Source organism: Stenotrophomonas sp. 86428_Sma (assembly GCF_056481585.1).
Genome location: NZ_CM151156.1, coordinates 2,011,415 through 2,037,061, shown reverse-complemented (window position 1 = coordinate 2,037,061; position 25,647 = coordinate 2,011,415). Strand labels below are relative to the sequence as shown.

The window sequence follows — 25,647 nt, the reverse complement described above, 5'->3', positions numbered from 1 at the left end:
CACAAAAAGGGCGAGCAGCACTCTCTTGGACGTAACTGCTTCTATGGCGGGTAAAACTGCAGGGGCGAGTTGGTAGGCCGCCCAAACGAGTAGAACCGTGGGGGACGCCGCAATGCCTTTTGCAGCGCGATCAGCCAGCTTGTCTTTGATGATAGCGAGAAAGGTCATTTGCAAGTCCACCTATCTGATAGACGGACCCGTCGGTCCGATTACAGCTCACCCATATCGCACCATATGGCGGGCTTTCCCCTTCATACGGATCGATCCTAGGGTGCCTGGGTCCGGCCAACAAGTTTGCGTACAACCGGGACTCAGCGATAGTCTCGGCCCCCGCGCCGATGTCCGCTCTGGATCGAGAGCGAGCGCTAGTATCCTTGGTCGCGTTGCATTAGGCGAACGCGTTTGCTTTCGGCCAGAAGCGGACATCGGCCGATCAGCGTCAGCAGACGTAACTCGAGCAAGTTTGTCTCCAAGTTGCCATTAGCCGTCAGACTCAATGGGCGAGGTCGCGGCTTGGGGCGCTTCTCCTCCGAAAGCTCCCCGAATTTCTTCGAAGATTGAGATCATCGGCTCCCGATACTCCCCGCGCAAGACCTTGGCGTTTTCGAGCAAGCCTTTCACCGCAGGTCGGGCAGCCACCTCATCTTTATCGCGCACGTCCTTGGCCGGGATAGTGATGAAGGTGAAGCGTGGAAACTCCGCTCTAAGTCTCGGCAAGGTCGCTTCCTGATCATTGTCAAGAAGTCCGGCGACCTTTCTGTAACCCATTTCCTGCAGGAGGCGACAGATGTGGCGCATGTTTCCGGCACCACCGACTCCCCAGCCGAATAATTGGCCCGGGACACGACCAATCGGCAGCTGACTCGCCACAACCGGATACAGCATCACGTCGTCCTGCCCCTCCGTGAGCACGATGCCGTCGTCCTGGAAGAACAGCTCGCGGGCATCAAGTCCAAATGTATGGGGCGCTTTGGTGTTCGGGCTCTCTGGATCATGAATTTTCTTGAGCGCGGCCCGGCCTTCGTCACTGAGCTGGTAGACGTTCGAGCCGGCCTCCCCGGAGGTGACCCGGACCAGTGCAGCTCCATTCGCAATCGCTGCTGGGTCGATGAAATATGGGGAATGTGTCGCAACAATAATCTGCTTTTCAGCAGAGAGCCGGGCAATGGCACTGACAACGCGTCGAATGATTGCCGGATGAAGTGACAGCTCGGGCTCATCAATGGCGACGATGCCACCGGGAGGCGTACTCGTCAGCGCGTCGACGATGGAGAACAGGCTGACAATTCCCTCGCCGGCACCGTCGCTGGAGTGGCTCGAGGAACCGTTATTCAGGCGAACGTAGTAGTTGCCCTCCGATGATTGATCGATGGTCCACTTCGGGGTGTACCCCAGTAGCTCACCGAGCAAGGCGTTGAACTGAGTCGGCTCCTTCTCGATTTCGAAAAGCCGCATTTCAAACGAGGTCAGCTCAGACATCCGGCGGGCAGGCAGTCCGCCCTGTCGTTGATAATCCTGTAGCGTTCCGACCTGGCGTGCGAAATAGGCCTGAAAGCCCCGTCGAGAAGGAACCACGCGGATCGGATCTCGCTCGAACATCCGATCCACGGTAGCGCCTTTGCCATCCTTATGGGTTGCTTGGCTGCTGCCTGCGGTATGACTCTCGATCACCTCGGTCCGGGCTTCGAGCGATTCTGACTGGTCGTGTTGCCCTCCAGATACATCCTCGAACTCGTAAATGATCCGCACGAAATCCGCGTGCTTATTACGAACACCCTCGGAGAAGCTCGGCGTCTGATGGCCAGATCGAGCCCGTAGTGCTTCGATCACCGTGGATTTCCCTGAGTTGTTGGCTCCGGTAATGACCGTTAGACCAGTTCCCCCACGGGCCTTGGGTATGGCCAGATGAATCACACGATGCTCGTTAAAGCCGCGATAGCCTGCAATCGATAGTGTCTTCAAAAACTTCAAGGGAACCCCAATGTCCAGCTGAACACAGTTGGACTATGTTAAGCGGAAGATTACGGAACACAAAGTGGAGCTTGCAACATGAACGGCAGTACCCATTGGGTCGCTCAGTGGCGCAGCCGAATGTAAGCATTGGCATTTTCACTGCAAGCTGACTGACAATGTGTTCGCTTTTGGCCAAATGCGGACGTTGGGGAGTTTTGGCGACTGTCCACATAAGACTGGCCTCTGCTCCTCGCCAAAGAACTTTAAGCGGCAACTTCCAATCGCTCGATTCCGAGCAATGGGTGGTTCGTGCTAGCTACGTCCTGGGCACGACCACTCAATACTGAGTCTAAGCCCTTGCCTTCTCGTCGGGGAACGCGTGAGCACGCACGACAAACAACAAGGGCGCCTCTCGGCGCCCTCATTCTTTCAACTCACTCCCACTCAATAGTCGCCGGCGGCTTCCCCGAGATGTCATAGACAACCCTCGACACCCCCCGCAACTCATTGATGATCCGGTTGCTCACCGTCCCCAGGAATTCATACGGCAGGTGCGCCCAATGCGCGGTCATGAAGTCGATCGTCTCCACGGCCCGCAGCGCAATCACCCACTCATAAGCACGCGCATCACCCACCACGCCCACCGACTTCACCGGCAGGAACACGGCAAACGCCTGGCTGGTCTTGTCGTACAGGTCCGCCTTGCGCAGCTCATCAATGAAGATGGCATCGGCCTTGGCCAGCAGCTCGGCGTACTCGCGCTTCACTTCCCCCAGGATCCGCACGCCCAGGCCCGGGCCCGGGAACGGATGGCGGTAAACCATGGTGCGCGGCAGGCCCAGCTCAACGCCCAGGCGGCGCACTTCGTCCTTGAACAGCTCGCGCAGCGGCTCCACCAGGCCCAGCTTCATGTGCTCCGGCAGGCCACCCACGTTGTGGTGGCTCTTGATCACATGCGCCTTGCCGGTCTTGCTGCCGGCCGACTCGATCACGTCCGGGTAGATGGTGCCCTGCGCCAGCCACTTGGCGTTCTTCAGCTTGTTCGACTCTTCGTCGAAGATCTCAACGAACAGGTTGCCGATGATCTTGCGCTTGGCTTCCGGGTCGCTCACGCCTTCCAGCGCGGCGAAGTAACGGTCGGCGGCATTCACGCGCACCACCTTTACGCCCATGTGCTCGGCGAACATCGCCATCACCTGGTCGCCTTCCTGCCAGCGCAGCAGGCCGGTATCCACGAACACGCAGGTCAGCTTCTCGCCGATGGCCTTGTGCAGCAGCGCGGCCACGACGGACGAATCGACGCCGCCGGACAGGCCCAGGATCACTTCGTCATCGCCCACCTGTTCGCGCACACGGGCGATCTGGTCGTCGATGATGTTGGCGGCGGTCCACAGGGTCTGGCAGCCACACACATCCACCACGAAGCGGCGCAGCAGCGCCTGGCCCTGCAGGGTGTGGGTCACTTCCGGGTGGAACTGCACGCCGTACCAGCGCTTTTCTTCGTTGGCCATGGCGGCCACCGGAATGCGGTCGGTGGTGGCGGTGATGGTGAAGCCCGGCGGCGCAACGGAGACGTGGTCGCCGTGGCTCATCCAGACATTCAGCTTCGGCTCGCCGCCGTGGTCGCTCAGGCCCTTGAACAGCGCATCCGGGTTGATCACGTTCACTTCGGCGTGGCCGAATTCGCGCTGGTCAGCCGCTTCGGTGGCACCGCCCAGCTGCGCGGCCAGGGTCTGCATGCCGTAGCAGATGCCGAAGATCGGCAGGCCGCTGTCGAACACTTCCTGCGGCGCGGCCGGGGCGCCCGGCAGCGTGGTCGATTCCGGGCCACCGGACAGGATGATGCCCTTGGCGCCGAACGCGGCGATCTCGGCCGGGTTGTGGTCCCACGCCCAGATTTCGCAGTAGACGCCCAGCTCGCGGATGCGGCGGGCGATCAGCTGCGTGTACTGCGCGCCGAAGTCGAGGATGAGGATCTTGTCGTTATGGATGTTGGTCATGGTGCCGTTCCAGTGGTGTTTTTCGCAGCGCCCGGCGCTTCAAGGCTCTGCGTCAGCGTGGCGATGAACGCCTCGCGTTGTTGAATATGTGAGGTGTCTTCCTCGTCCCAGCGCAGCATCAGCAGGCCGTGCGGTGCGTTGGGGTTGGAGCGGTCAGCGCGCGGCAGCTCGGCGATTTCCTGCACTTCGGTGCCGGGCACGATGCGCCGTTGCAGCGCCGCCATCGAGACGCCCGAATCCGCAGCGCCCCAGGACGCCCAGCGCACGCTCATCCGTGCGGGCTCCAGCGCGCCCAGTACCGGTGTCAGCACCGGATCATCCGGCCCGTGCAGCAGCTCGGTCACGCATTGCAGCGTGACCTGCAGCGGGCGCTCGCCGGTACCCTTCAGCAGCCAGCGCTGTTCGCCGGCGGCCTGCACCTGCCAGCCCTTCGGCAGCGAGAACGCGTTCTGGCACGCCTGCACGTCCTGCAATTGCGAAACCGCCGCGCCCGGAGACCCGGAGCGCGGCGGCGGTTCGACAACGAACAGCCTGCCATCAGCAGGCTGCCCGTAATCGCAAGAGCAGTTCGCAAGCGCATCAGGCGCGGTAGTTCGGCGGCTCTTTGGTGATCGTCACGTCGTGGACGTGGCTCTCACGCTGGCCGGCGCCGCTGATCTTCACGAACTTGGGCTTGCTGCGCATGTCTTCGATGGTGGCGCAGCCCACGTAGCCCATGGTGGCGCGCAGGCCGCCCATCAGCTGGTGGATGATGCCGCCCACCGGGCCACGGTACGGCACGCGGCCTTCGATGCCTTCCGGCACCAGCTTGTCGGCGGTTGCGGCGTCCTGGAAGTAGCGGTCCTTCGACCCCTTCTCCATGGCAGCCAGCGAACCCATGCCGCGGTAGCTCTTGTACGAACGGCCCTGGTACAGCTCGGTCTCGCCCGGCGATTCCTCGGTACCGGCCAGCAGGCCACCGACCATGATGGTCGAGGCACCGGCGGCCAGCGCCTTGCCGATGTCGCCCGAGTAGCGGATGCCACCGTCGGCGATCAGCGGGATACGGTCCTGCAGCGCTTCGGCCACCAGATCAATGGCGGTGACCTGCGGCACGCCGACGCCGGCGACGACGCGGGTGGTGCAGATCGAGCCCGGGCCGATGCCGACCTTGACTGCGTCCGCGCCGCTGTCCAGCAGCGCCAGTGCGGCTTCGCCGGTGCAGATGTTGCCACCGATGACCTGCACGCCCGGGAAGTTCTTCTTGACCCAGCTGACGCGGTCCAGCACGCCCTGCGAATGGCCGTGCGCGGTATCGACCACGATCACGTCCACGCCGGCGGCGACCAGCGCTTCCACGCGGCGATCGGTGTCGCCACCCACGCCGACGGCAGCGCCGACCAGCAGGCGGGTCGACAGATCCTTGGCAGCGTTCGGGAAGTCGGTGTTCTTCTGGATGTCCTTGACGGTGATCAGGCCACGCAGTTCGAACGAATCATTGACCACCAGCACCTTTTCGATGCGGTTGCGGTGCAGCAGCTGCAGCACTTCGGCCGAGGCGGCGCCTTCCTTCACCGTGACCAGGCGATCCTTCTTGGTCATGATGTGGCGGACCGGATCGTCCAGCTCGGTTTCAAAGCGCATGTCGCGGTGGGTCACGATGCCGGCCAGCAGGCCATCGGCACCGACCACCGGCACGCCGGAGATGTTGTGCGCCTGGGTCAGGGCCAGCACGTCGCGGATGGTGGTTTCCGGGCCGACGGTGATCGGGTCGCGGATGACCCCGGCCTCGAACTTCTTGACCTTGGCCACTTCCGCGGCCTGCTGTTCCAGGCTGAGATTCTTGTGGATGATGCCCATGCCGCCGAGCTGGGCCATGGCGATGGCCAGGCGGGCTTCGGTGACGGTGTCCATGGCCGCGGACAGGATCGGAAGCTTCAGCTTCAGGTCTCGGGTCAACCGCGTTTCGAGGTTGACGTCCTTTGGCAGGATGGTCGAATGGGCGGGGACGAGCGAGACGTCGTCGTAAGTGAGTGCTTCAGCCTGGATGCGCAGCATCGGCATACCCGAGATGTGGGGAAGCGCGTCATTTTACCCTGTTTCTGGAGCCAAGAACAGCATTTTTGGTAGCCAGAATTGGATTTCTGCGCGACACAGTGTCGCGCCAGCGGTGATCCGTTCAGGGCACCCAAACGCACCGCCTTTGGTAGGTGCCAACCTTGGTTGGCACAAACAGGGAGAGGCCTTCACCCCTTCTGGGGTCCAGCGGCGGACGGATCGTGCCAACCAAGGTTGGCACCCACCGAACCGCCATGGACATGGAACCGCCACGGAACCGCCTTTGGTAGGTGCCAACCTTGGTTGGCACAAACAGGGAGAGGCCCTCATCCCATCTGGGGTCCAGCGCCGGACGGATCGTGCCAACCAAGGTTGGCACCTACCAGGAGCGGGTCACCGGCGTGCCCCAGCATTGTGCCGACCAACGGTCGGCACCCACCAACGGCAGATCTCCCCAACAGCAGGTCAGCTCAGCGCTTCCGCGGCTTCCAGGGTGTTCTGCATCAACGTGGCCACGGTCATCGGGCCGACGCCGCCCGGCACCGGGGTGATCCAGCTCGCCCGCTGGGCAGCCGCCTCGAACCCAACGTCGCCCACCAACCGGCCGTCATCCAGACGGTTGATACCCACATCGATCACCACCGCGCCCGGCTTCACCCACTCGCCCGGCACGATGCCCGGGCGGCCCACGGCCACCACCAGGATGTCGGCGTTGCGCACGGCCTGTTCCAGCACGTCCTTGGGGGTGAACTTGTGGCAGCTGGTCACCGTGCAGCCGGCAATCAGCAGCTCCAGGCCCATCGGGCGGCCGACGTGGTTGCTGACGCCCACGATGGTGGCGTTGCGGCCGCGCACCGGCTGGTCGGTGTGGCCCAGCAGCGTGGTGATGCCGCGCGGGGTGCACGGGCGCAGGCCGAACTCGCGCAGGGCCAGGTGGCCGACGTTTTCCGGGTGGAAGCCGTCCACGTCCTTGCGCGGGTCGATGCGCTGGATCAGCCGGCGCGCGTCGGGGATGCCCGGCAGCGGCAGCTGGATCAGGATGCCGTTGATCTTCGGATCGGCGTTGAGCTGGTCGATCAGGTCGAGCAGCTCGGCCTCGGTGGTACCGGCCGGCAGGTCGTAGTCATGTGCCTCGATGCCGACCTTCTCGGCGGCGCGGCGCTTGTTGCGCACGTACACGGTCGAGGCCGGGTCGCCACCCACCAGCACCACGGCCAGGCCCGGACGGCTGCCACCGGCGGCCACGCGGGCGTCGACGCGCACCTTCAGGCTGTCGAGCAGGTCCTCGGCGATACGGCGGCCATCAAGGATGCGGGCAGGAAGCTGGGGGGCGGAATCGGTCATCGGGAGCGGGCGTGGGGCGGCGGGGACGCTATTGTCCCCGATTCAGGCCCCCTCGCCCACCGCCGCGCGCCGACACCGCGCACCGGTAGTGCCGACCGCTGGCCGGCAACTCCATGACGTCGGAACGTTTCCGTATCTGCCGGCCAGCGGCCGGCACTACCAACCACCGGCTTCGGCAATTCCCCACACGGTAGCGCCGGCCGCTGGCCGGCAACCCCATGACGTCGGAACGTTTCCGTATTTGCCGGCCAGCGGCCGGCACTACCAACCTCAGGCTTCGGCAATTCCCCACACGGGTAGTGCCGGCCGCTGGCCGGCAACCTCATGACGTCGGAATGTTTCCGTATCTGCCGGCCAGCGGCCGGCACTACCATCCACCGGCTTCGGCAATTCCCCGCGCGGTAGTGCCGGCCGCTGGCCGGCAACCTCATGACGTCGGAACGTTTGCGCATCTGCCGGCCAGCGGCCGGCACGACCAACCGCCGGCTTCGGCAATTCCCGACCCGGGTAGTGCCGGCCGCTGGCCGGCAACCCCATGACGTCGGAACGATTCCGTATCTGCCGGCCAGCGGCCGGCACTACCGGGGGCTACTCTTCCTCTTCCGGCACGTCCTGCGGGTTCAACGTCTTGCTCGCCCGCTTCGGCGCGGTGAACGGTGTCGGCGTCGGCACGCCCTGGCCGGAGTTGCCAAACACCATCTTGGCGCCGGCATTCAGACCACCACCGGCAATCTCCAGCTCGAAACGCTCGGCATCGCGGCGACGGATCTGCTCGGCGATTTCGATCGCGTCGTCCTCATCCGCCCCCAGCTCCACCAGCGCGGCCTGGCCAAACAGCACCGCCGATTCAAACGTCTCGCGGATCTGGAAATCGACACCGGCGTGGATCAGCCGCAGCGAATGCTCGCGGTCGAACGAACGCACCATCAGCTTGGCCTGCGGGAACTCGTGGGCCACCAGCTCGACAATGCGGTCGGCGGCCTCAGCCTTGTCCACGCACACCGCAATCGCACGTGCGTTGGCCGCGCCTGAGGCATGCAGCACGTCCAGACGCGTGCCATCGCCGTAGTAGATCTTGAAACCGAAGCGCGCCGCGCTCTGGATCATCTCCACATCGTTGTCGATGATGGTCACGTCCACGTCGCGCGCCAGCAGCGACTGGCTCGCGACCTGGCCGAAGCGGCCGAAGCCGATCAGCAGCACGCTGCCGGACAGGCCATCGGCTTCGTCCACGCCGTCCATGTTCACCGTCGGCTTCGGCGCGATGCGCTTGTAGACCAGCACCACCAGCGGGGTCAGCGCCATCGACAGCACCACCACGGCGGTGAAGTTGGCATTGATCTCCAGGTCGATCACGCCGGCCGATGCGGCCGCGGAGAACAGCACGAAGGCGAACTCGCCGCCCTGCGCCATCAGCACGCCACGGTCGAGCGCCTGCGCGTGGTCGCTGCCCATGATGCGCGCGACCACGTAGATGCACAGCGCCTTGGCCGCCATCAACGCCAGCACCAGGCCGAGGATCAGCTGCCAGTTGCCAGCCACCACGCCCAGGTCCAGCGCCATGCCCACGCTGAGGAAGAACAGGCCGAGCAGGATGCCGCGGAACGGTTCAATGTCCGCTTCGATCTGGTGACGGAAGGTCGACTCGCTCAGCAGCACGCCGGCCAGGAACGCGCCCATCGCCATCGACAGGCCGGACAGCTGCATCAGCAGCGCCGCACCCAGCACCACCAGCAACGCGGCGGCGGTCATCACCTCGCGCGCCTTCGATTCGGCCAGCACGCGGAACAGCGGGTTGAGCAGGAAGCGGCCGACCAACACCAGGCCGACGATGGCACCGACGCCAATCGCCACCGACAACCAGCGCGAACCCTCGCCATCGGCACTGCCGGCGCTCGGGCCCATCCAGGCCACCAGCGCCAGCAGCGGCACGATCAACAGGTCTTCGAACAGCAGGATAGAGACGATCTTCTGCCCCGACGGCAGCGCGATGTCGCCGCGCTCTGCCAGCAGCTGCATCACCACCGCGGTGGAGGTCAGCACGAAGCCGGTGGCGCCGATGAAGGCGACCTGCCACGGCAGGCCGAACAGTTTGGCGATGCTGGTCAGCACCAGCGCGCAGGTGACGATCTGCAGCGTGCCCAGCCCGAAGATTTCCTTGCGCAGGCTCCACAGGTGCGAGGGCCGCATCTCCAGGCCGATCACGAACAGGAACATCACCACGCCGAGCTCGGCGGTATGCAGGATGGCCTGCGGATCGGAGAACCAGCCCAGCCCGAACGGTCCGATCGCCAGGCCGGCAGCGAAGTAGCCCAGCACCGAGCCCAGGCCGGCCCGGCGGAACAAAGGCACCATCACCACCGCCGCGCCCAATAGGGCCACGACCTTGACCAGCTCGCTGGTCGCTGCTTCTACCGCCATGCGGTGTTTTCCCCAAGATCCAGAATCGGCTTCAACAATAGAGCAATGCCGATGACGGCAATAGCACGCATGTTGCGCCGGATTGTCTTGGAGGTGGAACGATGCAGGGAGCGACCCCCAGCATCATCCCGAAACCATGCATGCGCGTCGATGGGTGCCAACCATGCATGCGCATCGGCGGGCGCCAACCATGCACCCGCTTCGGTAGGTGCCAACCTTGGTTGGCACAAGAGCGCCGACCAAGGTCGGCATCTACCAATCCACTCCCCAGCCAGCCTCACCCGCCCCGGCAAAACGCGGCGTAATCGATATACCCCGGGAACGGCACGCCCGGCGCGCACACCGGGCAATGCGGGTCCGGCCGGATGCGGGATCCTGAAACCATGCGCCGCTTCGGTAGCTGACAACCATGCGCCCGCTTCGGTAGGCGCCAACCATGCACCCGCTTCGGTAGGTGCCAACCTTGGTTGGCACGAGAGCGCCGACCAAGGTCGGCATCTACCAAGGCATTCCCCGGCCAGCCTCACCCACCCCGGCAAAACGCGGCGTAATCGATATACCCCGGGAACGGCACGCCTGGCGCGCACACCTGGCAATGCGGGTCCGGCCGGATGCCGGTCTCGCGGAAGCGCATGCCCAGCGCATCGAAGCGCAGCAGGCGCCCCACCAGCGGCTCGCCGATGCCCAGCAGCAGCTTCAGCACCTCGGTGGCCTGCAGCACACCGGCCAGGCCAGGCAGCACCCCCAGCACGCCGGCCTCGGAACAGTTCGGCGCGAACTCCGGCGGCGGCGGCTCCGGAAACAGACAGCGGTAGCACGGCGCCACGCCACGCTGGCGGCCGGCGTCAAACACGCTTACCTGGCCGTCAAAGCGCTCGATGGCGGCATACACCAGTGGCTTGGCGTGCTTGATGCAGGAGTCATTGAGCAGGTAGCGCAGCGGGAAGTTGTCCGACCCGTCCAGCACCACGTCCACGCCCTCCAGCAGCGCATCCACGTTTTCGGAGGTGACCCGCTCCGGCACCGCCTCGACCTCGATCGACGGGTTCAGCGCCAGCAGCCGCTCGCGCGCGGAATCGACCTTGAGCTGGCCGACGCTGGCCTCGGTATGCACGATCTGCCGGTGCAGGTTGCTGCGCTCCACGCGGTCATGGTCGGCGAAGCGCAGGTGCCCTACCCCGGCCGCGGCCAGATAGAAACCGGCCGGCGCGCCCAGGCCACCGGCACCCAGCACCAGCACTCGCGACTGCTGTAGCCGGCGCTGGCCGGCCTCGCCCACCTGCGGCAGCAGCAGGTGGCGCGAGTAGCGATCAAAGAAGTCGCGGTCGGCGGCGCTGGCCAGCGGCTGCACCAGCGGCAGCGACTGCTCGCGCCAGGCCACGGTACCGCCGGTCACGGAAGCCACATTGGTGTATCCAGCCTCCAGCAGGAACTGCGCGGCATCGGCCGAGCGCTTGCCGCTCTGGCAGATCAACAGGATTTCCTGGTCGTGCCGCGGCAGATGCGCGGCCGGGTCGGCCTGCAGCTCGCCCTTGGCCACGCCACGCGCGCCCTCGGCCATGCCCCCGGCCCGTTCATGCGTCTCGCGCACATCGATCAGCACGGCGCCGTGGGCCAGGCGTTCACGCGCCTGCGCGGGGGAAAGCTCTTGGATGCTCATGGCCGCATTATCGCGCAGACACCCTCGACGCGCCTTGCCCCGAACATGGCACCATGCGGGCGTTGCTCCCTGCATCCCGGAACCGCTGCATGCACTCTGCCACCGAATTCTGGCGTGACCCGCGCATGCCCTTCGTCGAAAGCCGACGGGCGTGCGACAGCCGCGCCTGCCATCGCCCGCACAGCCATGACACTTTCTCGATCGGCGCCGTGGACGCCGGCAACAGCGTGTTCACCGGCGCGGCGGAAGGACCGCGCCTGCTGCAGCCCGGCAGCCTGGTCGGCGTACCCGCAGGCCGCGTGCATGCCTGCAACCCCCTGCCCGGCCAGGTCTGGAGCTACCAGATGCTGCATCTGGATGCGCGCTGGATGGCCGAGGTCCGCGCCGAGTATGACGGCCTGCCCGGACCCGACTGGCAGCAGGAACCGATCCGGATCTCCCACCATCGCCCGCGCTACCAGCAATACTGCCAGCTCAACGAGACGCTGTTCTCCGACGATCCGGTCAGCGTCAAGGAAGCGGCCCTGATCGCGTTCGTCGGCGATCTGGATGAACACGATGGTGTAGCCGTCGCCGGCCCGCCTGAAGATGCCGCACTACAGCAGCGGGTGCAGCCGGTGATGGACGTTCTGCGCCAGCGGCTCGAACACACCCCGGCCCTGCAGGAGCTCGCATCGCTGGCAGGCATGAGCCGCTACCAGCTGATCCGCGCCTTCCGACGTGCCACGGGCCTGACCCCACACGCCTGGCAGATCGACCAGCGCATCCAGGAGGCCCGCCGACGGTTGTGCGAAGGCCAGTCACTGGCCGTGGTCGCGCATGCACTGGGCTTTGCCGACCAGAGTCATTTCCAGCGGGTCTTCAAGGCCCACGCCGGTGCGACCCCGGGCCAGTACCGGCGCTGAGCCTGCAATAACGTTCAATACCATCGCGCGGCGCATCCCCACACTGGCGCCCCCGCCAGCCGCCGCCGGACCCGATGGAACAGTTCCTGGTCATCGCCACCGTACATTTTCTCGCCCTGCTCTCACCCGGCCCCGACTTCTTCCTTGTTGCGCGCACTGCGATCACCTCTGGCTGGCGCACCGGCAGTGGCGCCTGCGCAGGCATCGCCCTCGGAAATGGCGTCTTCATCGTGGCGGCTTTCACTGGAATGGCCATGCTGCGCGCGGGCAGCGCAGGATTCATTGCGGTGCAGTTGGCGGGCTGCGGCTTCCTGCTGTACCTCGGCACGCTGTTCCTGCGCCATGCGGGTTCGACGACGCTGCAGGCATCTGAAGCTGCCGCCGGATCGCCAGCGGGCGGTGCACATGGATGGTGGAAGGCGGCAGGGCTGGGCGCCCTGTCTGCGCTACTGAACCCGAAGAATGCGCTGTTCTACGCAACGTTGGCGGCAATGCTCAACGGCCCGCAGGCCAACGCCGCAACGAAATTCTTCTATGGCGCGTGGATGTTCAGCATCGTCCTGCTTTGGGATCTGGTGGTCGCCGCGCTGGTCGGCCACCCGTGGGTGCTGCGTCGGTTCGCACGCGCCCTGCCCTGGCTGGAGCGGGCCGCAGGGCTTCTGATGATCGCACTGGCGCTATGGATCGTCGTGTCGCTGTGGGCCGGCTGATGCCGGCGATTCGCGCCTGTCGCAATGGCGTTCAATACCGCGCGTTCACACCCGCCCACACTCTGCACTTTCTGTAGGTCAGTGGCAGGTTTACGTTGCAGCAGTTCTTCGTCGTCGCGGTGCTGTACGGCTTCGCCATGCTCCTGCCTGCTTCGCATCACGCGAAGATCCTGCGCACCGCGATGGGCGCCGGCGGGCACGCCGCCATGGCCGCGTCGTTCGGTATCGCCATCGGTACGGGCGTCATCTGTGCGACGGCTTTCGTTGCAGCGGGCATGCTGGGAAACCGCGGCCTGTGGACGCTGGCGATGCAGTGCGCGGGCTGCCTCCTGCTGCTGCGCCTGGCGGGCATGTGCCTGCGCGACGCAGGCTTGACCCCGTTCTCTCCGCTTTCCCTGCAGATGCCCTGGGGCCTGCGCGCTCGCTCCCGTTGGCGGCACGCCGAAGCAGGATGCCTGCTGGCGCTCGCCAGCAGCAGCAACTGGATGCTGCAGTTCGCGATTGCAGCCCTGGTTACCGGCCTCGTTGCCGACACGGGCACCCAGGCCGCTTACGTGGCCGGCCTGAGTGGCGTCGCGCTGTCGCTCGGCCTGCTGATGGCGTGGCTCGGCAGCCATCCGCGCCGGGCACAGGGGTGTTGCCGATTGCTTCCATGGCTGGAGCATGCCGCGGGCCTGCTGATCGGGGCGGTGTCGGTGGCGTACCTGGCAGGTGCACTGGGTACGACCCTGGTCTGGGCAAGCATCACGGGGCAGGTGCAGCTGCAGGAATCGATCCCTGCCACACGCCAGGTGCAACCGGCTTCAACATCGCGGCGCGGCCGAGGCATCCCATGCGCGTTGCCGCATTGCCGCGCTCGTCGCAGCAATCCGCCCTGATCGAGACATCGAGAACCAAACCCATGCCTGGCTGGCGCCCCCAGCGCGCCCGCAACAGCAGCCTTCGGGTTTCATACTCGTAGGCCGATGTTCGCACGGACAAACGTCACAACGCTTCGGAACCGACCACGAGATGAGCATGCACAGTAGTTACCCTGATGATCCGTCCGGCTCGATCGTCGAAAGGATCGACATAGCACCGCTTGGAGCAGGGCCTTTGGAGGGAACAACCTTCACGGTGAAGGACAATATCGATCTAGCGGGTCATAAGACCTCCTATGGTAGCCTCGCCTGGCGGGCCAGGCATCCTGCGCCGAAGCTCAATGCGCTTTGCGTCGATCAGGTTTTGGCTGCGGGCGCGCGCTGCGTGGGCAAGGTCGTCGCGGACGAATTCACGTATAGCCTCGACGGCGAAAGCCAATTCTTCGGCACGCCGGTGAATGCCAGGGCTCCAGATCGCATTCCCGGCGGCTCTTCAAGTGGATCGGCAGCGTCGGTCGCCAATGGCGTGGCCGATTTCTCCATCGGCACCGATTCGGGCGGCTCGATCCGAGTTCCTGCGAGCCTGTGCGGTATCTGGGGCATGCGCCCATCCCTGCACCGGATTTCCGAAGCCGGCGTGCTGCCCTTCATGCCGAGCGTCAGCACGGTGGGCGTCGTTGCTGCATCATTGAACCTGCTCGATGCAGCGACACGGGTGTTGCTGCGCAGCAGCTCAAGCCAGCCGGCGCCGCTGCGACGTATCCTGGTCCTCGCCGATGCGCTGGACATTGCTGACGAAGCAGTGAGAAACCAGGCGAATGCCGTCTTGCAGGCGATCGCCACCCGCACCGGCATCGTGCCGGAGACAGTCCGCTTCTCGCAGATCGTCGGCGCGGACGTTCCGCTAGTCGATTGCAATGTGAAGGCACTTCGGAATCTACAGACGGCCGAATTCCAGAGCACGGTCGGCAACTGGATCGAAACACACAAGCCCGAGCTTGGCTTCGCCTTCTCCATGGCGTATGGAAATGTGCAATCGTTCGACCGGCTTACCGCACTCGACATCATCACCCGCTGCGAATGGTTCTTCGAGAGGATCAATGCTTGCCTCATGCCCGGAACCGTCATCTGCTTCCCCACGACGCCGGTCATTGCCCCCCTCAAGGGATCGCTGACGACGCTGGAGGCCGTGCTGGACTTCTACGATAGGACAATGGCGATCACCGCCTTTTCCGGTGTCGCGCGGCTGCCCGAGATTTCCATGCCGTTGCTGACTGTCGACAATTGCCCGGTTGGACTCTCTGTTGCCGCCGGTCATTATCAGGATGAATTCTTGCTGGCCTCAGCCAGGCAGATGATAGAAGGAATTGCATAAGTCGAATCCCGTCGCTGAAAGGTCCCCTCGTCGAGTTCCACATCGAGGTAGGTCCCCCAGCGACCGCCTAGCGCACATCAATCAGCACGGCACCGTAGGCCAGGCGCTCACGCGGGGGAAAGCTCTTCAATGCTCGAGGCCGCATTGTCGGGCACGTGGCGCCGGACCGCCTCGACCGGTATCTGCGAACACGGGGGATTGCCGGCCAGCGGCCGGCACCACCACAAACGAAAAAGGCGGCCCTCAGGCCGCCTTCTTCTGCATCACTTGCCCTTGACGTGCTTCATCAAGCGCCGCTTGGCCTTGACCTGCCGCTCGGTGAGGACGTTCTTCTTGCCCTCGTACGGGTTGGTACCCTCGCGGAAGATGAAGCTCACTGGCGTGCCGATCAGCTTGAAGCGCTTGCGGAAGAAGTTCTCCAGGTAGCGCTTGTACGATTCCTGCAGCTCCTTCAGGCGCGTACCGTGCACGATGAAGGTGGGCGGGTTGGCGCCGGCCGGGTGCACGTAGCGCAGCTTGGAGACATGGCCGCGGATGGTCGGCGGCGGGTTGGTCTCGTACGCCACTTCCAGCGCCTTGTTCACTTCGCTGGTGGTGAAGGTCTTGTTCGCCGATTCGTGCGCGCGGTGCACCGCGCGGAACAGCTCACGCAGGCCCGAGCCATGCTTGGCCGAGATGCGCACCGACTCGGCCCACGGCACGAAGCCCAGCTTCAGCGACAGCATGGTTTCAGCCTGCTCGCGCTGATACTCGGTCAGGCCATCCCACTTGTTGATGGCGATCACCAGCGCGCGGCCGGCATCGAGCACGGCACCGAGCACGGTGGCGTCCTGGTCGGTCACGCCTTCGGTGGCGTCGAGCATCAGCACGGCCACCTGGCACTGCTCGATCGACTGCATGGTCTTGACCACCGAGAACTTCTCGACGACCTCGTCCACGCGCGAACGACGGCGCAGGCCGGCGGTGTCGATCAGGCGGTATTCGCGGCCGTCACGCTCCAGGTCCACTGCGATCGAGTCGCGGGTGGTGCCCGGCACGTCGGAGGCGATCATGCGCTCCTCGCCGAGGATGCGGTTGACCAGGGTAGACTTGCCCACGTTCGGGCGGCCGACGAAGGCGATGCGGATGCGATTCGGATCGTTGTCCAGCTCTTCGCCGCTGCCTTCTTCCGGCAGGCGCTGGACCACTTCGTCCAGCAGGTCGTCCAGACCCTGGCGATGCGCGGCCGACACGGTCAGCATCTCGCCGAAGCCGTAGCGGGCGAACTCCGAACGCACGGTGTCCTCGTCGGTGCCGTCAATCTTGTTGATCAGCAGCAGCGTCGGGCGCGACAGCTTGCGCAGCCAGGCCAGGATCTCGTCGTCCATCGCCGAGGTACCCTCACGGGCATCGACCACGAACAGGATCAGGTCGGCTTCCGCCGCAGCGGCACGGGCCTGGCGGGTGGTAGCCCCTGCCAGACCCTCTTCCTCTTCCGCGATACCGCCGGTGTCGACGACGAGGAAATGATTGTCCTCGTCCAGACGGCAGACACCGTAGTTGCGGTCGCGGGTGACGCCGGGCTGGTCATGGACCAGCGCGTCACGGGTGCGCGTAAGCGCATTGAAAATAGTCGACTTGCCGACATTCGGCCGTCCAACCAGGGCGACCAAAGGCAGCATCGCGATTACTCCAATTTTTAATTTGCCAACCGGAAGGCGGTCAGCTTGCCATCAACGTTCTGCACCAGCAGCACCCCGTCTACGACGATTGGCTGGGCCAGCAGGGCGTCACCGCCGCTCTTTGCCCGTGCCGCCATCGCACCATCGGAGGTCTGCAGCCAGTGCACGTATCCCTTGTAGTCGCCGACCACGACGTAGTCGCCGTGCAGTGCCGGGCCGGTCAGCGAGCGACGGGCCAGTGCGGTCTGCGACCACATCGCCGCGCCGCTGGCCTTGTCCAGGCCGAACACGCCGCCCTTGTTGTCGGTGACGAACACATTGCCAGACGAGACCGCCACGCCACCGGCACCACCATGGTCGCGCGCCCACAGCGGGCGACCGGTCGGGCCTTCGATGGCCATCGTCTGGTTCTTGAAGCTGCTCACGAACAGGGTATTGCCATCCAGCACCGGCGCACCGTCGACATCGGCCATGCGCTCCAGCTCGGTACGGCCTTCACCGTTGCCCACATTCTGTTCCCACAGGGTACGGCCATCCTGCTGGGCCAGGGCCGCAACCGCGCCCTCGTCCTTGCCGATGAACAGCACGCCCGGGCCGGTCACCACCGGCGCGTTGCCACGCACGGTCAGCGCCGGCAGCTCGCTCGGGTTGAACCACTTCTGGGTGCCGTTGCCGGCATCGAACGCGGTGATGCGGCCGTCATTGCTGCGCACGTAGACCGCGCCCTGGGCGATGGCCGGCGCGGCGATGACTTCACCCGGAACACGGGCGCGCCACTTCTCGCTGCCATCGTTGATGTCCAGGGCGATGACCTGGCCATCAAGCGTGCCGATCACGACCAGGTTCTCACCGACCCCCGGGCCGCCGGACAGGCGCAGCTTGGCCTTCTTCTTTTCCTTCTTCGGCTCCCAGGTCCAGACCTTCTTGCCGGTCTGCAGGTCGATGGCGTGCACGCCACCGGTGAGTGCCGCAGCGAACACGTGGCCGTTGGCCACGGCCGGGCCCTGGCGCACGCCGATGCGGCGCTCGCCCTTGCCGAGGTTGACCGACCAGGCCTTGTTGACCTTCACGGTCGGCTCGAACTTGACCAGCTCAGCCGGTTCCTGTGCCTTCTTCGCGGCCGCGTCCTTGCCGGCGAACCAGCCCTTCACGGTGCTGCAGCCGGTCAGGGCCATGCCCATCAGGAGCACGGTGGCGACGCGGGTGATCATGACCTTCTGACTCATCAAACCGACTCCGCAGGGGCGGCAACGGTGCCGCCGGCGTCCATAACCTTGGTTTCCAGCAGGCGCCGCTGCGGCGCTGCCACGTCCAGCGACTTCAGCGCTTTCTCGTACTGTGCACGGGCGTCGTCACGCTTGCCCTGCGCCATCAGCGCGTCGCCATGGATTTCCAGGCTGCTGCTGTCGGTGGCGCTGCCCAGCAGCTTGATCGCCTCGTCACTCTTGCCGGTGGCCACCAGCAGGCGGGCCACACGCTGGTCGACCACGCGCTGCAGGTCACCTTCGACCTTCACGCCGCGCAGGGTGGCCAGGGCTTCTTCGTTCTTGCCGGCGTCGACCTGGGCCTTGGCCAGCTGCAGCGCCGCGAGGTCGCCGTAGATGCTGGACGGGCCGGCTTCGAGCGCCTTGACCGCCTTGGAGGCGTCGTCGAGCTTGTTCTGCTGCAGGCCAACGAGCGCCTTCTGGTACTCGACATTGGCCGAGGCCAGCTTGCCGCCCTGATCCTTCTGGTACCACTGCCAACCGGCAATGGCACCGATGGCGATCACTACGCCACCGAGGATGCTGGCGCCATTCTTCCGCAGCCAGCTGCGGACGCGTTCACTTTGTTCGTGCTCGTCGAGCAGATCGTCGATCGCCATGCGTACTCTCGCCCCGCCCATCGGGAGGGACCATTGGAATTAATCGAAGGTGGTGAAACCGCGCCTCAGTGCGAAACCGGGACTACGGAGCCTTCAGAGGATACCTGAAAGCGTGCCACGTTGGCTCGCTGGTAGGGGGTCAGATCGACGATAGCGCCGTTCTGCTGAACCTGGACCGCCGAGGCGTTGCCCAGGGTCACCCGGGTCACCTGGCCCGGCGTGAAGCTGCGGCTCTCGCCGGACTTGATCAGCGCCTTCTCGACGGTAGCGCCGTCCGGGCCGCCGATATCGACCCAGCTGTCGCCGCTGAACTGCATGTCCAGCGTGTTGGCGGCAGCCGCCGGTGCCGGGGCTGAACGCGGCACCGGGGCCAGCGAGGCTACGTAAGGGGTGGCGGCCGGCTTGCTGGCCGGGGCGCTCGCCACGTCAGCCACGGCGGCCGGCTCGACGCCGGCGGCAGACGGGGTCACCGGCACAGCGGCCGGGATCGCATCCAGCGAAGCGGTGTTCGGCGACGGCGTCGCACTGCCATCAAAATGACCACGGGTGGCGAACCACACCGGCACCGCCAGCACCGCGGTGATACCGACATACAGCACGCGACGGCCGAGATTCTCGGCAATGCGGCGCGCACGCGGGGTGTGGGTATGGCTGACCAGGGTGGGCGGAACCACCGGGCCGACCTGGGCCTGCTCCAGCAGCTGGCTCACATCCACGTCCAGCAGGCGCGCGTAGCTGCGCAGCTGGCCGCGCACGAACACCGGCGCGCCCAGCTTCTGCCATTGTTCCTCTTCCAGCGACTTGACCACCTGGACCGGCATGCGCAGGCGCGAGCCGACATCTTCGAGGGTCAGTCCGGCCGCCTCGCGGGCCTGGCGCAGGCGGCTGCCGCAGCCGGCCGCAGTCTCGAGAGCGCTCACAGTCTGGTCATCAATCACAATGCATCAACCCTGGAGTTAGGAGCCCGCTTCCTGCGGAAATTCCTGTCGAATGCGCTGAAGATAGCGGTCAGATGCCGCCCGATCTCCCAGCCGCGCTTCGATTTGAGACGCAAGTTGTAACACGGAACGCGTTGCGGGTGCAGCCGCAATCCTACGTTCGGCGAAGGCCCGGGCCTCCATGAAGCGGCCCTGGCGGAAGCTGAGCTGGGCCATCGCCTCCAGCGCGACCGGGTTTCCCGGCAGCGTTGCCAGCGCCGCACGCAGGTCGCGCTCGGCACGTTCGAACTGGCCGGCATCCAGCGCACAGCCCCCGGCATTGGCCTGGGACTCGGCCGGCGTGGCGTAGCCCGGCGCCTGCAGCGCACGATCGAACCAGACCAGCGACTCGGCCGGCCGGCCCTGCTGGCACAGCCACGCGCCGTAATTGTTGAGGATGTCCCCGCGCTGCGGCGCCTGCTCGGCAGCCCTGCGGAAGCTCTCGCCAGCCTGTTGGGTGCGGCCACGGCGCTCGTCGATGCCGGCCAGCAGCACCAGCGCATCGGGCGACTCGGGGGCCAGCTTCAGCGCCTCGCGCGCCTTGCGCTCGGCCGCATCGAGGTTGCCCACCTGCATGTCGCGGGCGGCCAGGGCCAGCAGGTCCTGCAGGCGCACCTGGCGCCGCACACTGTCCGGATCACGGACCGAGTAGACCGGCGCCTCGCTGGGGCCCAGCTTGGCCTTGGGATGGGATTTGCAGCCGCCGACCGCAACGGCCAGCATGCCTGCGAACAGAACCAGCCAGAGGCGGTCAGGCCGCGGCATCGCTCCCCTTCCCCGCCTGCAGCGTCTTGTTGAACTCCGCCTGGCGGCGGGTGCGGTCCATCACCTGGCCCTTGAGCTGGCCACAGGCGGCGTCGATGTCGTCGCCACGGGTGCGGCGGACCATGGTCAGCACGTTGCTGTCGAGCAGGATCTTCTGGAAGGCACGGATGTGCGCTTCTTCCGAACGCTCGTAGCGCGTACCCGGGAACGGGTTGAAGGGAATCAGGTTGACCTTGCCCGAATCCTTGGCCTGCACCGCGTTGTCGAACTGCCGCATCAGGCGGGCCAGCTCGCGGGCATGCTCGGGCTTGTCGTTGATGCCCTTCATCAGGGTGTATTCGAAGGTGACCGATTCGCGGCGCTTGTTGGCGCGCAGGTAGCGTGCGCACGAGGCCATCAGCTCGGCGATCGGATACTTCTTGTTGAGCGGCACCAGGGTCTCGCGCAGCGCGTCGTTCGGCGCATGCAGCGACACCGCCAGCGACACGTCGCTTTCGGCAGACAGGCGGTCGATCTGCGGCACCAGGCCGGAGGTCGACAGGGTCACGCGCTTGTTGGCCAGGCCGTAGCCCAGGTCGTCGCGCATCACGCTCATGGCGCGCACGACGTTGTCGAAATTCATCAGCGGCTCGCCCATGCCCATCATCACCACGTTGGTGAGGCGGCGCATCTGGTGCGGCACGTTGCCCAGGTGGCGTGCGGCAACCCACACCTGGCCGATGATCTCGGCGGTGGTCAGGTTGCGGTTGAAGCCCTGGGTGGCAGTGGAGCAGAACGTGCAGTTCAGGCCGCAACCGACCTGCGAGGACACGCACAGCGTGCCGCGGGTCTTGTCCGGGATGTACACGGTCTCGATGGCGTTCTTGCCATCCACGCCCATCGCCAGCAGCCACTTGTGGGTGCCGTCGGCGGAGGGCTTGTCGAACACGATGTTGGGAACCAGCACCTCGGCATGGGCCTGCAGCTTGGCGCGCAGGACCTTGCCGAGGTCGGTCATTTCATCGAAGTCGGTGACGTAGCGATGGTGGATCCACTTCATCACCTGATGGGCACGGAACTTCTTCTCGCCGAGAACCTCGACGAAGAACTTCTCCAGGCCCGCGCGATCGAGGTCGAGCAGGTTCTGCTTGCCAGCCGTGGGTGCCGACTTCGGCAGCGGCTGGATGGCGGGGGACTGTACGACCTCGTTCACGGCATTACTCTCAGCGCGAAACGACTTCGGTGGCGGCGAAGAAGTAGGCGATTTCAATCGCGGCATTCTCGACCGAGTCCGAGCCGTGGGCGGCGTTGGCATCGATGGATTCGGCGAAGTCGGCGCGGATGGTGCCCGCAGCGGCTTCCTTCGGGTTGGTGGCGCCCAGCAGGTCGCGGTGGGCCAGGACGGCGTTCTCGCCTTCCAGGGCCTGGATCATCACCGGGCCGGAGATCATGAACTCGACCAGCGCGTTGAAGAACGGACGCTCGCGGTGCACGGCGTAGAAGCCTTCGGCTTCACGGCGCGACAGCTGCTTGTACTTGGCGGCCACGACCTTCAGGCCGGCCTTCTCGAAGCGGGCGTAGATTTCGCCGATGACGTTCTTGGCAACGGCGTCCGGCTTGATGATCGAAAGGGTGCGCTCCAGCGCCATGGGATGTCTCCAATGGAATCGGGCCGCTGATGGCCCGAAGGGTAACATGAAAAAAACCCGCGTCGGGACGCGGGCTTAGCCTGATAAACGTAGGCAAATTGTAAAAGATAAAGCGGCAGGGTGGTAGTGCCGGCCGCTGGCCGGCAGGCTGGCGCCCCACGGGCTGCCCGCGGTTGCCGGCCAGCGGCCGGCACTACCCTTTGCGCCCATTCATCCACCTGAGCGGATTCTGACCGCTGCTGGCAATTTTGCTGCACTGCAAAATGCCATACGCTACCGTCTGGTCCTAGTATCAAACAATCGTTTGATTAAGGTCCGCCCGCCGATGGCCAAACCCGCCCACTTCTCGACCAAGGACCGGATCCTCGGCGCGGCCGAGGAGCTGTTCGCACAGCACGGCTTCGCCGGCACTTCGCTGCGCCAGGTGACCAGCCAGGCCGACGTCAACATCGCCGCGGTCAACTATCACTTCGGCTCCAAGGAAAACCTGGTCAACGAGGTGTTCCGCCGCCGCATGGACGAGATGACCGGCGCGCGCCTGGCGCAGCTCGAGCGCGCCCGCAGCGAACACCCCGGGCAGCTGCGCCCGGTGCTGGCCGCCTTCGTCGAGCCGGCACTGGCGCTGGCCCAGGACCGCCAGAACGGCGGCGCCTTCGTGCGCGTGATCGCCCGCGCCTACGCCGAGAAGAACGACAACCTGCGCAAGTTCCTGTCCGACCACTACGGTCACGTGCTGCGTGCGTTCGGCAAGGCGATTGCCGAATGCGCACCCGACCTGAGCAAGGAAGAGCTGTACTGGCGCCTGGATTTCCTGGCCGGCTCGCTCACCTATGCCATGGCCGACTTCGGGCTGATCAAGCGTCCCGCCGGTGTCACCGAAGCGGCGCATCGTGCCCATGCCGCCCACGAACTGATCCATTTCGCCGAAGCCGGGTTCCGCGCCGCCGCACGCGCCAGCGCCCTGCCCGCTTCCCCTTGATTCCACCCAGTAACTGCTGACCAACAAAGGCCCTACACCATGTCCAATTCCCTGCTAGTCCGCCGCGCCGCCGTGCTGGGTGCCGGCGTCATGGGTGCCCAGATCGCCGCCCACCTCACCAACGCTGGCGTCGACACCGTGCTGTTCGACCTGCCCGCCAAGGAGGGTCCGGCTGACGGCATCGTGCTGAAGGCGATCGCCAACCTGGGCAAGCTGAGCCCAGCGCCGCTGGCCAGCAAGTCGCTGGCCGAAGCCATCACCCCGGCCAACTACGAGTCCGGCCTGGAGCAGCTGAAGGACTGCGACCTGATCATCGAGGCCATCGCCGAGCGCATGGACTGGAAGCAGGACCTGTACAAGAAGATCGCGCCGTTCGTGGCCGACCACGCGGTGCTGGCCTCCAACACCTCGGGCCTGGGCATCAACAAGCTGGCCGACGTGCTGCCCGAGCAGCTGCGCCACCGCTTCTGCGGCGTGCATTTCTTCAACCCGCCGCGCTACATGCACCTGGCCGAGCTGATCCCGGCCACCACCACCGACGCCGCCGTGCTGGAAGGCCTGGAAGAATTCCTGGTCACCACCCTGGGCAAGGGCGTGGTGTACGCCAAGGACACCCCGAACTTCATCGGCAACCGCATCGGCGTGTTCTCGATCCTGTCCACCATCCACCACACCCAGCAGTTCGGCCTGGGCTTCGATGAAGTGGACGGCCTGACCGGCCCGCTGGTCGGCCGCCCGAAGTCGGCCACCTACCGCACCTCCGACGTGGTCGGCCTGGACACCATGGCCCACGTCATCAAGACCATGGGCGACACCCTGCCCAACGACCCGTGGCATGAATTCTTCAAGTCGCCGAAGTGGCTGGACGCGCTGATCGCCAAGGGCGCGCTGGGCCAGAAGACCGGCGCCGGCATCTTCCGCAAGGTCGGCAAGGACATCGTCGTCCTCGACCTGGAAAAGCAGGACTACCGCGCTGCTGATCGCACCGCCGCACCGGAAGTGGTCGAGATCCTGAAGATCAAGAACCCGGCCGAGAAGTTCGCCAAGCTGCGCGAGAGCCAGCACCCGCAGGCGCAGTTCCTGTGGGCGACCTTCCGCGACCTGTTCCATTACAGCGCCTACCATCTGGCCGACATCGCCGAAACCGCGCGCGACGTCGACCTGGCCATCCGCTGGGGCTACGGCTGGTCGCTGGGCCCGTTCGAAACCTGGCAGGCCGCCGGCTGGAAGCAGGTGGCGCAGTGGATTGCCGATGACATCGTCGCCGGCAAGAGCATGAGCAACGCCCCGCTGCCGGATTGGGTCTTCGATGGCCGCGACGGCGTGCACGCCGCCGAGGGCAGCTACAGCCCGTCGCGCAACGCCAAGCTGCCGCGCTCGTCGCTGCCGGTGTATCAGCGCCAGCGCTTCCCCGATCCGCTGCTGGGCGAGAAGTTCGCGCCGGGCGAGACCGTGTTCGAGAACGACGGCCTGCGCATGTGGCACGACGGTGATGGCATCGCCGTGGTCAGCTTCAAGACCAAGATGAACACCGTGTCCGACCAGGTGTTGGACGGCCTGCAGGAATGCGTGTCACTTGCCGAAAAGAGCTTCCAGGGTCTGGTGATCTGGCAGCAGAAGGAACCCTTCTCCGCCGGCGCCGACCTGGCCGGTGCGCTCGGCCTGCTGCAGGCCGGCAAGGTCGACCAGTTCGAAGAAATGGTGCACAACTTCCAGCGCACCAGCCAGCGCATCAAGTACTCGCTGGTGCCGGTGGTGGCTGCCGTGCGTGGCCTGGCGCTGGGTGGTGGCTGCGAATTCCAGATGCACAGCGCCAAGACCGTGGCCTTCCTGGAAAGCTACATCGGCCTGGTCGAGGCCGGTGTCGGCCTGCTGCCCGCCGGTGGCGGCCTGAAGGAACTGGCCGTGCGTGCCTCGCAGGCCGCGGGCCCGGGCGGTGACGTGTTCGCCGAACTGAAGAAGACCTTCGAAACCGTGGCGATGGCCAAGGTCTCCAACTCGGCGGTCAACGCCAAGGAACTGGGCCTGCTGCGCAGCACCGACAAGGTGGTGTTCAACAGCTACGAGGCCCTGCACATCGCCAAGGCCGAAGCGCGCGCCCTGGCCGAAGCGGGCTACCGTCCGCCGCTGCCGGCACGCCGCATCCAGGTGGCCGGCGACGTGGGTATCGCCACCTTCAAGATGATGCTGGTCAACATGCTGGAAGGCCGTTTCATCAGCCCGTACGACTACGAGATCGCCGAGCGCATCGCCACCGTGCTGTGCGGTGGCAAGGTCGACCGCGGCACCCTGGTGGACGAAGAGTGGCTGCTGACCCTGGAGCGCAAGCACTTCGTCGAACTGGCCCAGCAGGAAAAGACCCAGGCCCGCATCGCGCACATGCTGAAGACCGGCAAGCCGCTGCGTAACTGATTGATGGCGGGTGCCGACCCCAGGTCGGCATCCCTCTGCCTCTGGTAGGTGCCCACCTTGGTGGGCACTCCGGCTAAAAAATTCGAGAGATCACTG

20 protein-coding genes are annotated in these 25,647 nt (G+C 65.5%); 6 read left to right on the top strand and 14 right to left on the bottom strand.

All coding sequences use genetic code 11. The annotated features are described in order from the left end of the window. Nucleotides 1-480: 480 nt before the first annotated feature. The 7 genes from ACZK3J_RS09400 to moeB all read right to left on the bottom strand — a co-directional run bounded on the left by ACZK3J_RS09400 (nucleotide 481) and on the right by moeB (nucleotide 11,415). Entirely contained in the window at nucleotides 481-1,971 is a 1,491-nt protein-coding gene (locus ACZK3J_RS09400; RefSeq protein ID WP_277779069.1) for an ATP-dependent nuclease, read from the bottom strand. A gap of 416 nt (nucleotides 1,972-2,387) precedes the next feature. Next, on the bottom strand, nucleotides 2,388-3,953 hold the full coding sequence (guaA, locus tag ACZK3J_RS09395; RefSeq protein WP_005413109.1) for a glutamine-hydrolyzing GMP synthase: 1,566 nt from the start codon (nucleotides 3,951-3,953) through the stop codon (nucleotides 2,388-2,390). Continuing rightward, nucleotides 3,950-4,417, bottom strand: coding sequence for a hypothetical protein (locus ACZK3J_RS09390; protein WP_478476796.1), 468 nt, complete (start codon nucleotides 4,415-4,417; stop codon nucleotides 3,950-3,952). Before ACZK3J_RS09390 ends, guaA begins: the two co-directional genes overlap by 4 nt. Before the next feature lie 115 nt (nucleotides 4,418-4,532). Further along, on the bottom strand, nucleotides 4,533-5,990 hold the full coding sequence (gene guaB / locus ACZK3J_RS09385; protein WP_478476795.1) for an IMP dehydrogenase: 1,458 nt from the start codon (nucleotides 5,988-5,990) through the stop codon (nucleotides 4,533-4,535). Nucleotides 5,991-6,455: 465 nt separating this feature from the next. Beyond that, entirely contained in the window at nucleotides 6,456-7,334 is an 879-nt protein-coding gene (gene folD / locus ACZK3J_RS09380) for a bifunctional methylenetetrahydrofolate dehydrogenase/methenyltetrahydrofolate cyclohydrolase FolD (protein ID WP_014036908.1), read from the bottom strand. Nucleotides 7,335-7,922: 588 nt separating this feature from the next. Continuing rightward, the gene (locus ACZK3J_RS09375) at nucleotides 7,923-9,755 is read right to left on the bottom strand and encodes a monovalent cation:proton antiporter-2 (CPA2) family protein (RefSeq protein WP_049463737.1); all 1,833 of its coding nucleotides are present in this window, start codon (nucleotides 9,753-9,755) and stop codon (nucleotides 7,923-7,925) included. A gap of 523 nt (nucleotides 9,756-10,278) precedes the next feature. After that, nucleotides 10,279-11,415: a molybdopterin-synthase adenylyltransferase MoeB gene (moeB, locus tag ACZK3J_RS09370; RefSeq protein WP_197655546.1), complete on the bottom strand. Its 1,137-nt coding sequence runs from the start codon at nucleotides 11,413-11,415 to the stop codon at nucleotides 10,279-10,281. Nucleotides 11,416-11,504: 89 nt separating this feature from the next. Here moeB and ACZK3J_RS09365 point away from each other — a divergent pair, with 89 nt between their 5' ends. From ACZK3J_RS09365 to ACZK3J_RS09350, 4 genes are all read left to right on the top strand, one after another. Next, nucleotides 11,505-12,320, top strand: a complete 816-nt coding sequence (locus ACZK3J_RS09365) for an AraC family transcriptional regulator (RefSeq protein WP_049462683.1) — start codon at nucleotides 11,505-11,507, stop codon at nucleotides 12,318-12,320. A 74-nt stretch (nucleotides 12,321-12,394) separates the two neighbouring features. Then, nucleotides 12,395-13,030 carry a LysE family translocator gene (locus tag ACZK3J_RS09360; protein ID WP_049462682.1) on the top strand — a complete coding sequence of 212 codons (636 nt, stop codon included), beginning with the start codon at nucleotides 12,395-12,397 and terminating at the stop codon, nucleotides 13,028-13,030. A gap of 95 nt (nucleotides 13,031-13,125) precedes the next feature. Beyond that, nucleotides 13,126-13,908 carry a lysine transporter LysE gene (locus ACZK3J_RS09355; RefSeq protein WP_134951837.1) on the top strand — a complete coding sequence of 261 codons (783 nt, stop codon included), beginning with the start codon at nucleotides 13,126-13,128 and terminating at the stop codon, nucleotides 13,906-13,908. Nucleotides 13,909-14,047: 139 nt separating this feature from the next. Then, nucleotides 14,048-15,265, top strand: a complete 1,218-nt coding sequence (locus ACZK3J_RS09350; RefSeq protein ID WP_134951838.1) for an amidase family protein — start codon at nucleotides 14,048-14,050, stop codon at nucleotides 15,263-15,265. Between the two features lie 263 nt (nucleotides 15,266-15,528). Here ACZK3J_RS09350 and der read toward each other — a convergent pair whose 3' ends face one another. From der to ndk, 7 genes are all read right to left on the bottom strand, one after another. Next, nucleotides 15,529-16,926: a ribosome biogenesis GTPase Der gene (der, locus tag ACZK3J_RS09345; protein WP_049453247.1), complete on the bottom strand. Its 1,398-nt coding sequence runs from the start codon at nucleotides 16,924-16,926 to the stop codon at nucleotides 15,529-15,531. A gap of 17 nt (nucleotides 16,927-16,943) precedes the next feature. Further along, nucleotides 16,944-18,152, bottom strand: a complete 1,209-nt coding sequence (gene bamB / locus ACZK3J_RS09340) for an outer membrane protein assembly factor BamB (RefSeq protein WP_032130494.1) — start codon at nucleotides 18,150-18,152, stop codon at nucleotides 16,944-16,946. Further along, entirely contained in the window at nucleotides 18,152-18,790 is a 639-nt protein-coding gene (locus tag ACZK3J_RS09335; RefSeq protein WP_049399466.1) for a YfgM family protein, read from the bottom strand. Before ACZK3J_RS09335 ends, bamB begins: the two co-directional genes overlap by 1 nt. 65 nt (nucleotides 18,791-18,855) lie before the next feature. Continuing rightward, a complete protein-coding gene (locus tag ACZK3J_RS09330) occupies nucleotides 18,856-19,728 on the bottom strand; it encodes a RodZ domain-containing protein (protein WP_032130492.1) in 873 nt (290 codons plus the stop codon). Nucleotides 19,729-19,746: 18 nt separating this feature from the next. Further along, on the bottom strand, nucleotides 19,747-20,532 hold the full coding sequence (pilW, locus tag ACZK3J_RS09325) for a type IV pilus biogenesis/stability protein PilW (protein ID WP_032130491.1): 786 nt from the start codon (nucleotides 20,530-20,532) through the stop codon (nucleotides 19,747-19,749). Next, nucleotides 20,519-21,724 carry a dual-specificity RNA methyltransferase RlmN gene (rlmN, locus tag ACZK3J_RS09320; RefSeq protein ID WP_005409296.1) on the bottom strand — a complete coding sequence of 402 codons (1,206 nt, stop codon included), beginning with the start codon at nucleotides 21,722-21,724 and terminating at the stop codon, nucleotides 20,519-20,521. Before rlmN ends, pilW begins: the two co-directional genes overlap by 14 nt. A gap of 10 nt (nucleotides 21,725-21,734) precedes the next feature. Further along, on the bottom strand, nucleotides 21,735-22,160 hold the full coding sequence (gene ndk, locus ACZK3J_RS09315) for a nucleoside-diphosphate kinase (protein ID WP_008265389.1): 426 nt from the start codon (nucleotides 22,158-22,160) through the stop codon (nucleotides 21,735-21,737). Between the two features lie 325 nt (nucleotides 22,161-22,485). Here ndk and ACZK3J_RS09310 point away from each other — a divergent pair, with 325 nt between their 5' ends. Both ACZK3J_RS09310 and ACZK3J_RS09305 read left to right on the top strand, forming a co-directional pair. After that, entirely contained in the window at nucleotides 22,486-23,139 is a 654-nt protein-coding gene (locus ACZK3J_RS09310) for a TetR/AcrR family transcriptional regulator (RefSeq protein ID WP_006431024.1), read from the top strand. 39 nt (nucleotides 23,140-23,178) lie between these two features. Further along, the gene (locus ACZK3J_RS09305) at nucleotides 23,179-25,551 is read left to right on the top strand and encodes a 3-hydroxyacyl-CoA dehydrogenase/enoyl-CoA hydratase family protein (RefSeq protein WP_478476793.1); all 2,373 of its coding nucleotides are present in this window, start codon (nucleotides 23,179-23,181) and stop codon (nucleotides 25,549-25,551) included. The last annotated feature ends 96 nt before the right edge of the window (nucleotides 25,552-25,647 follow it).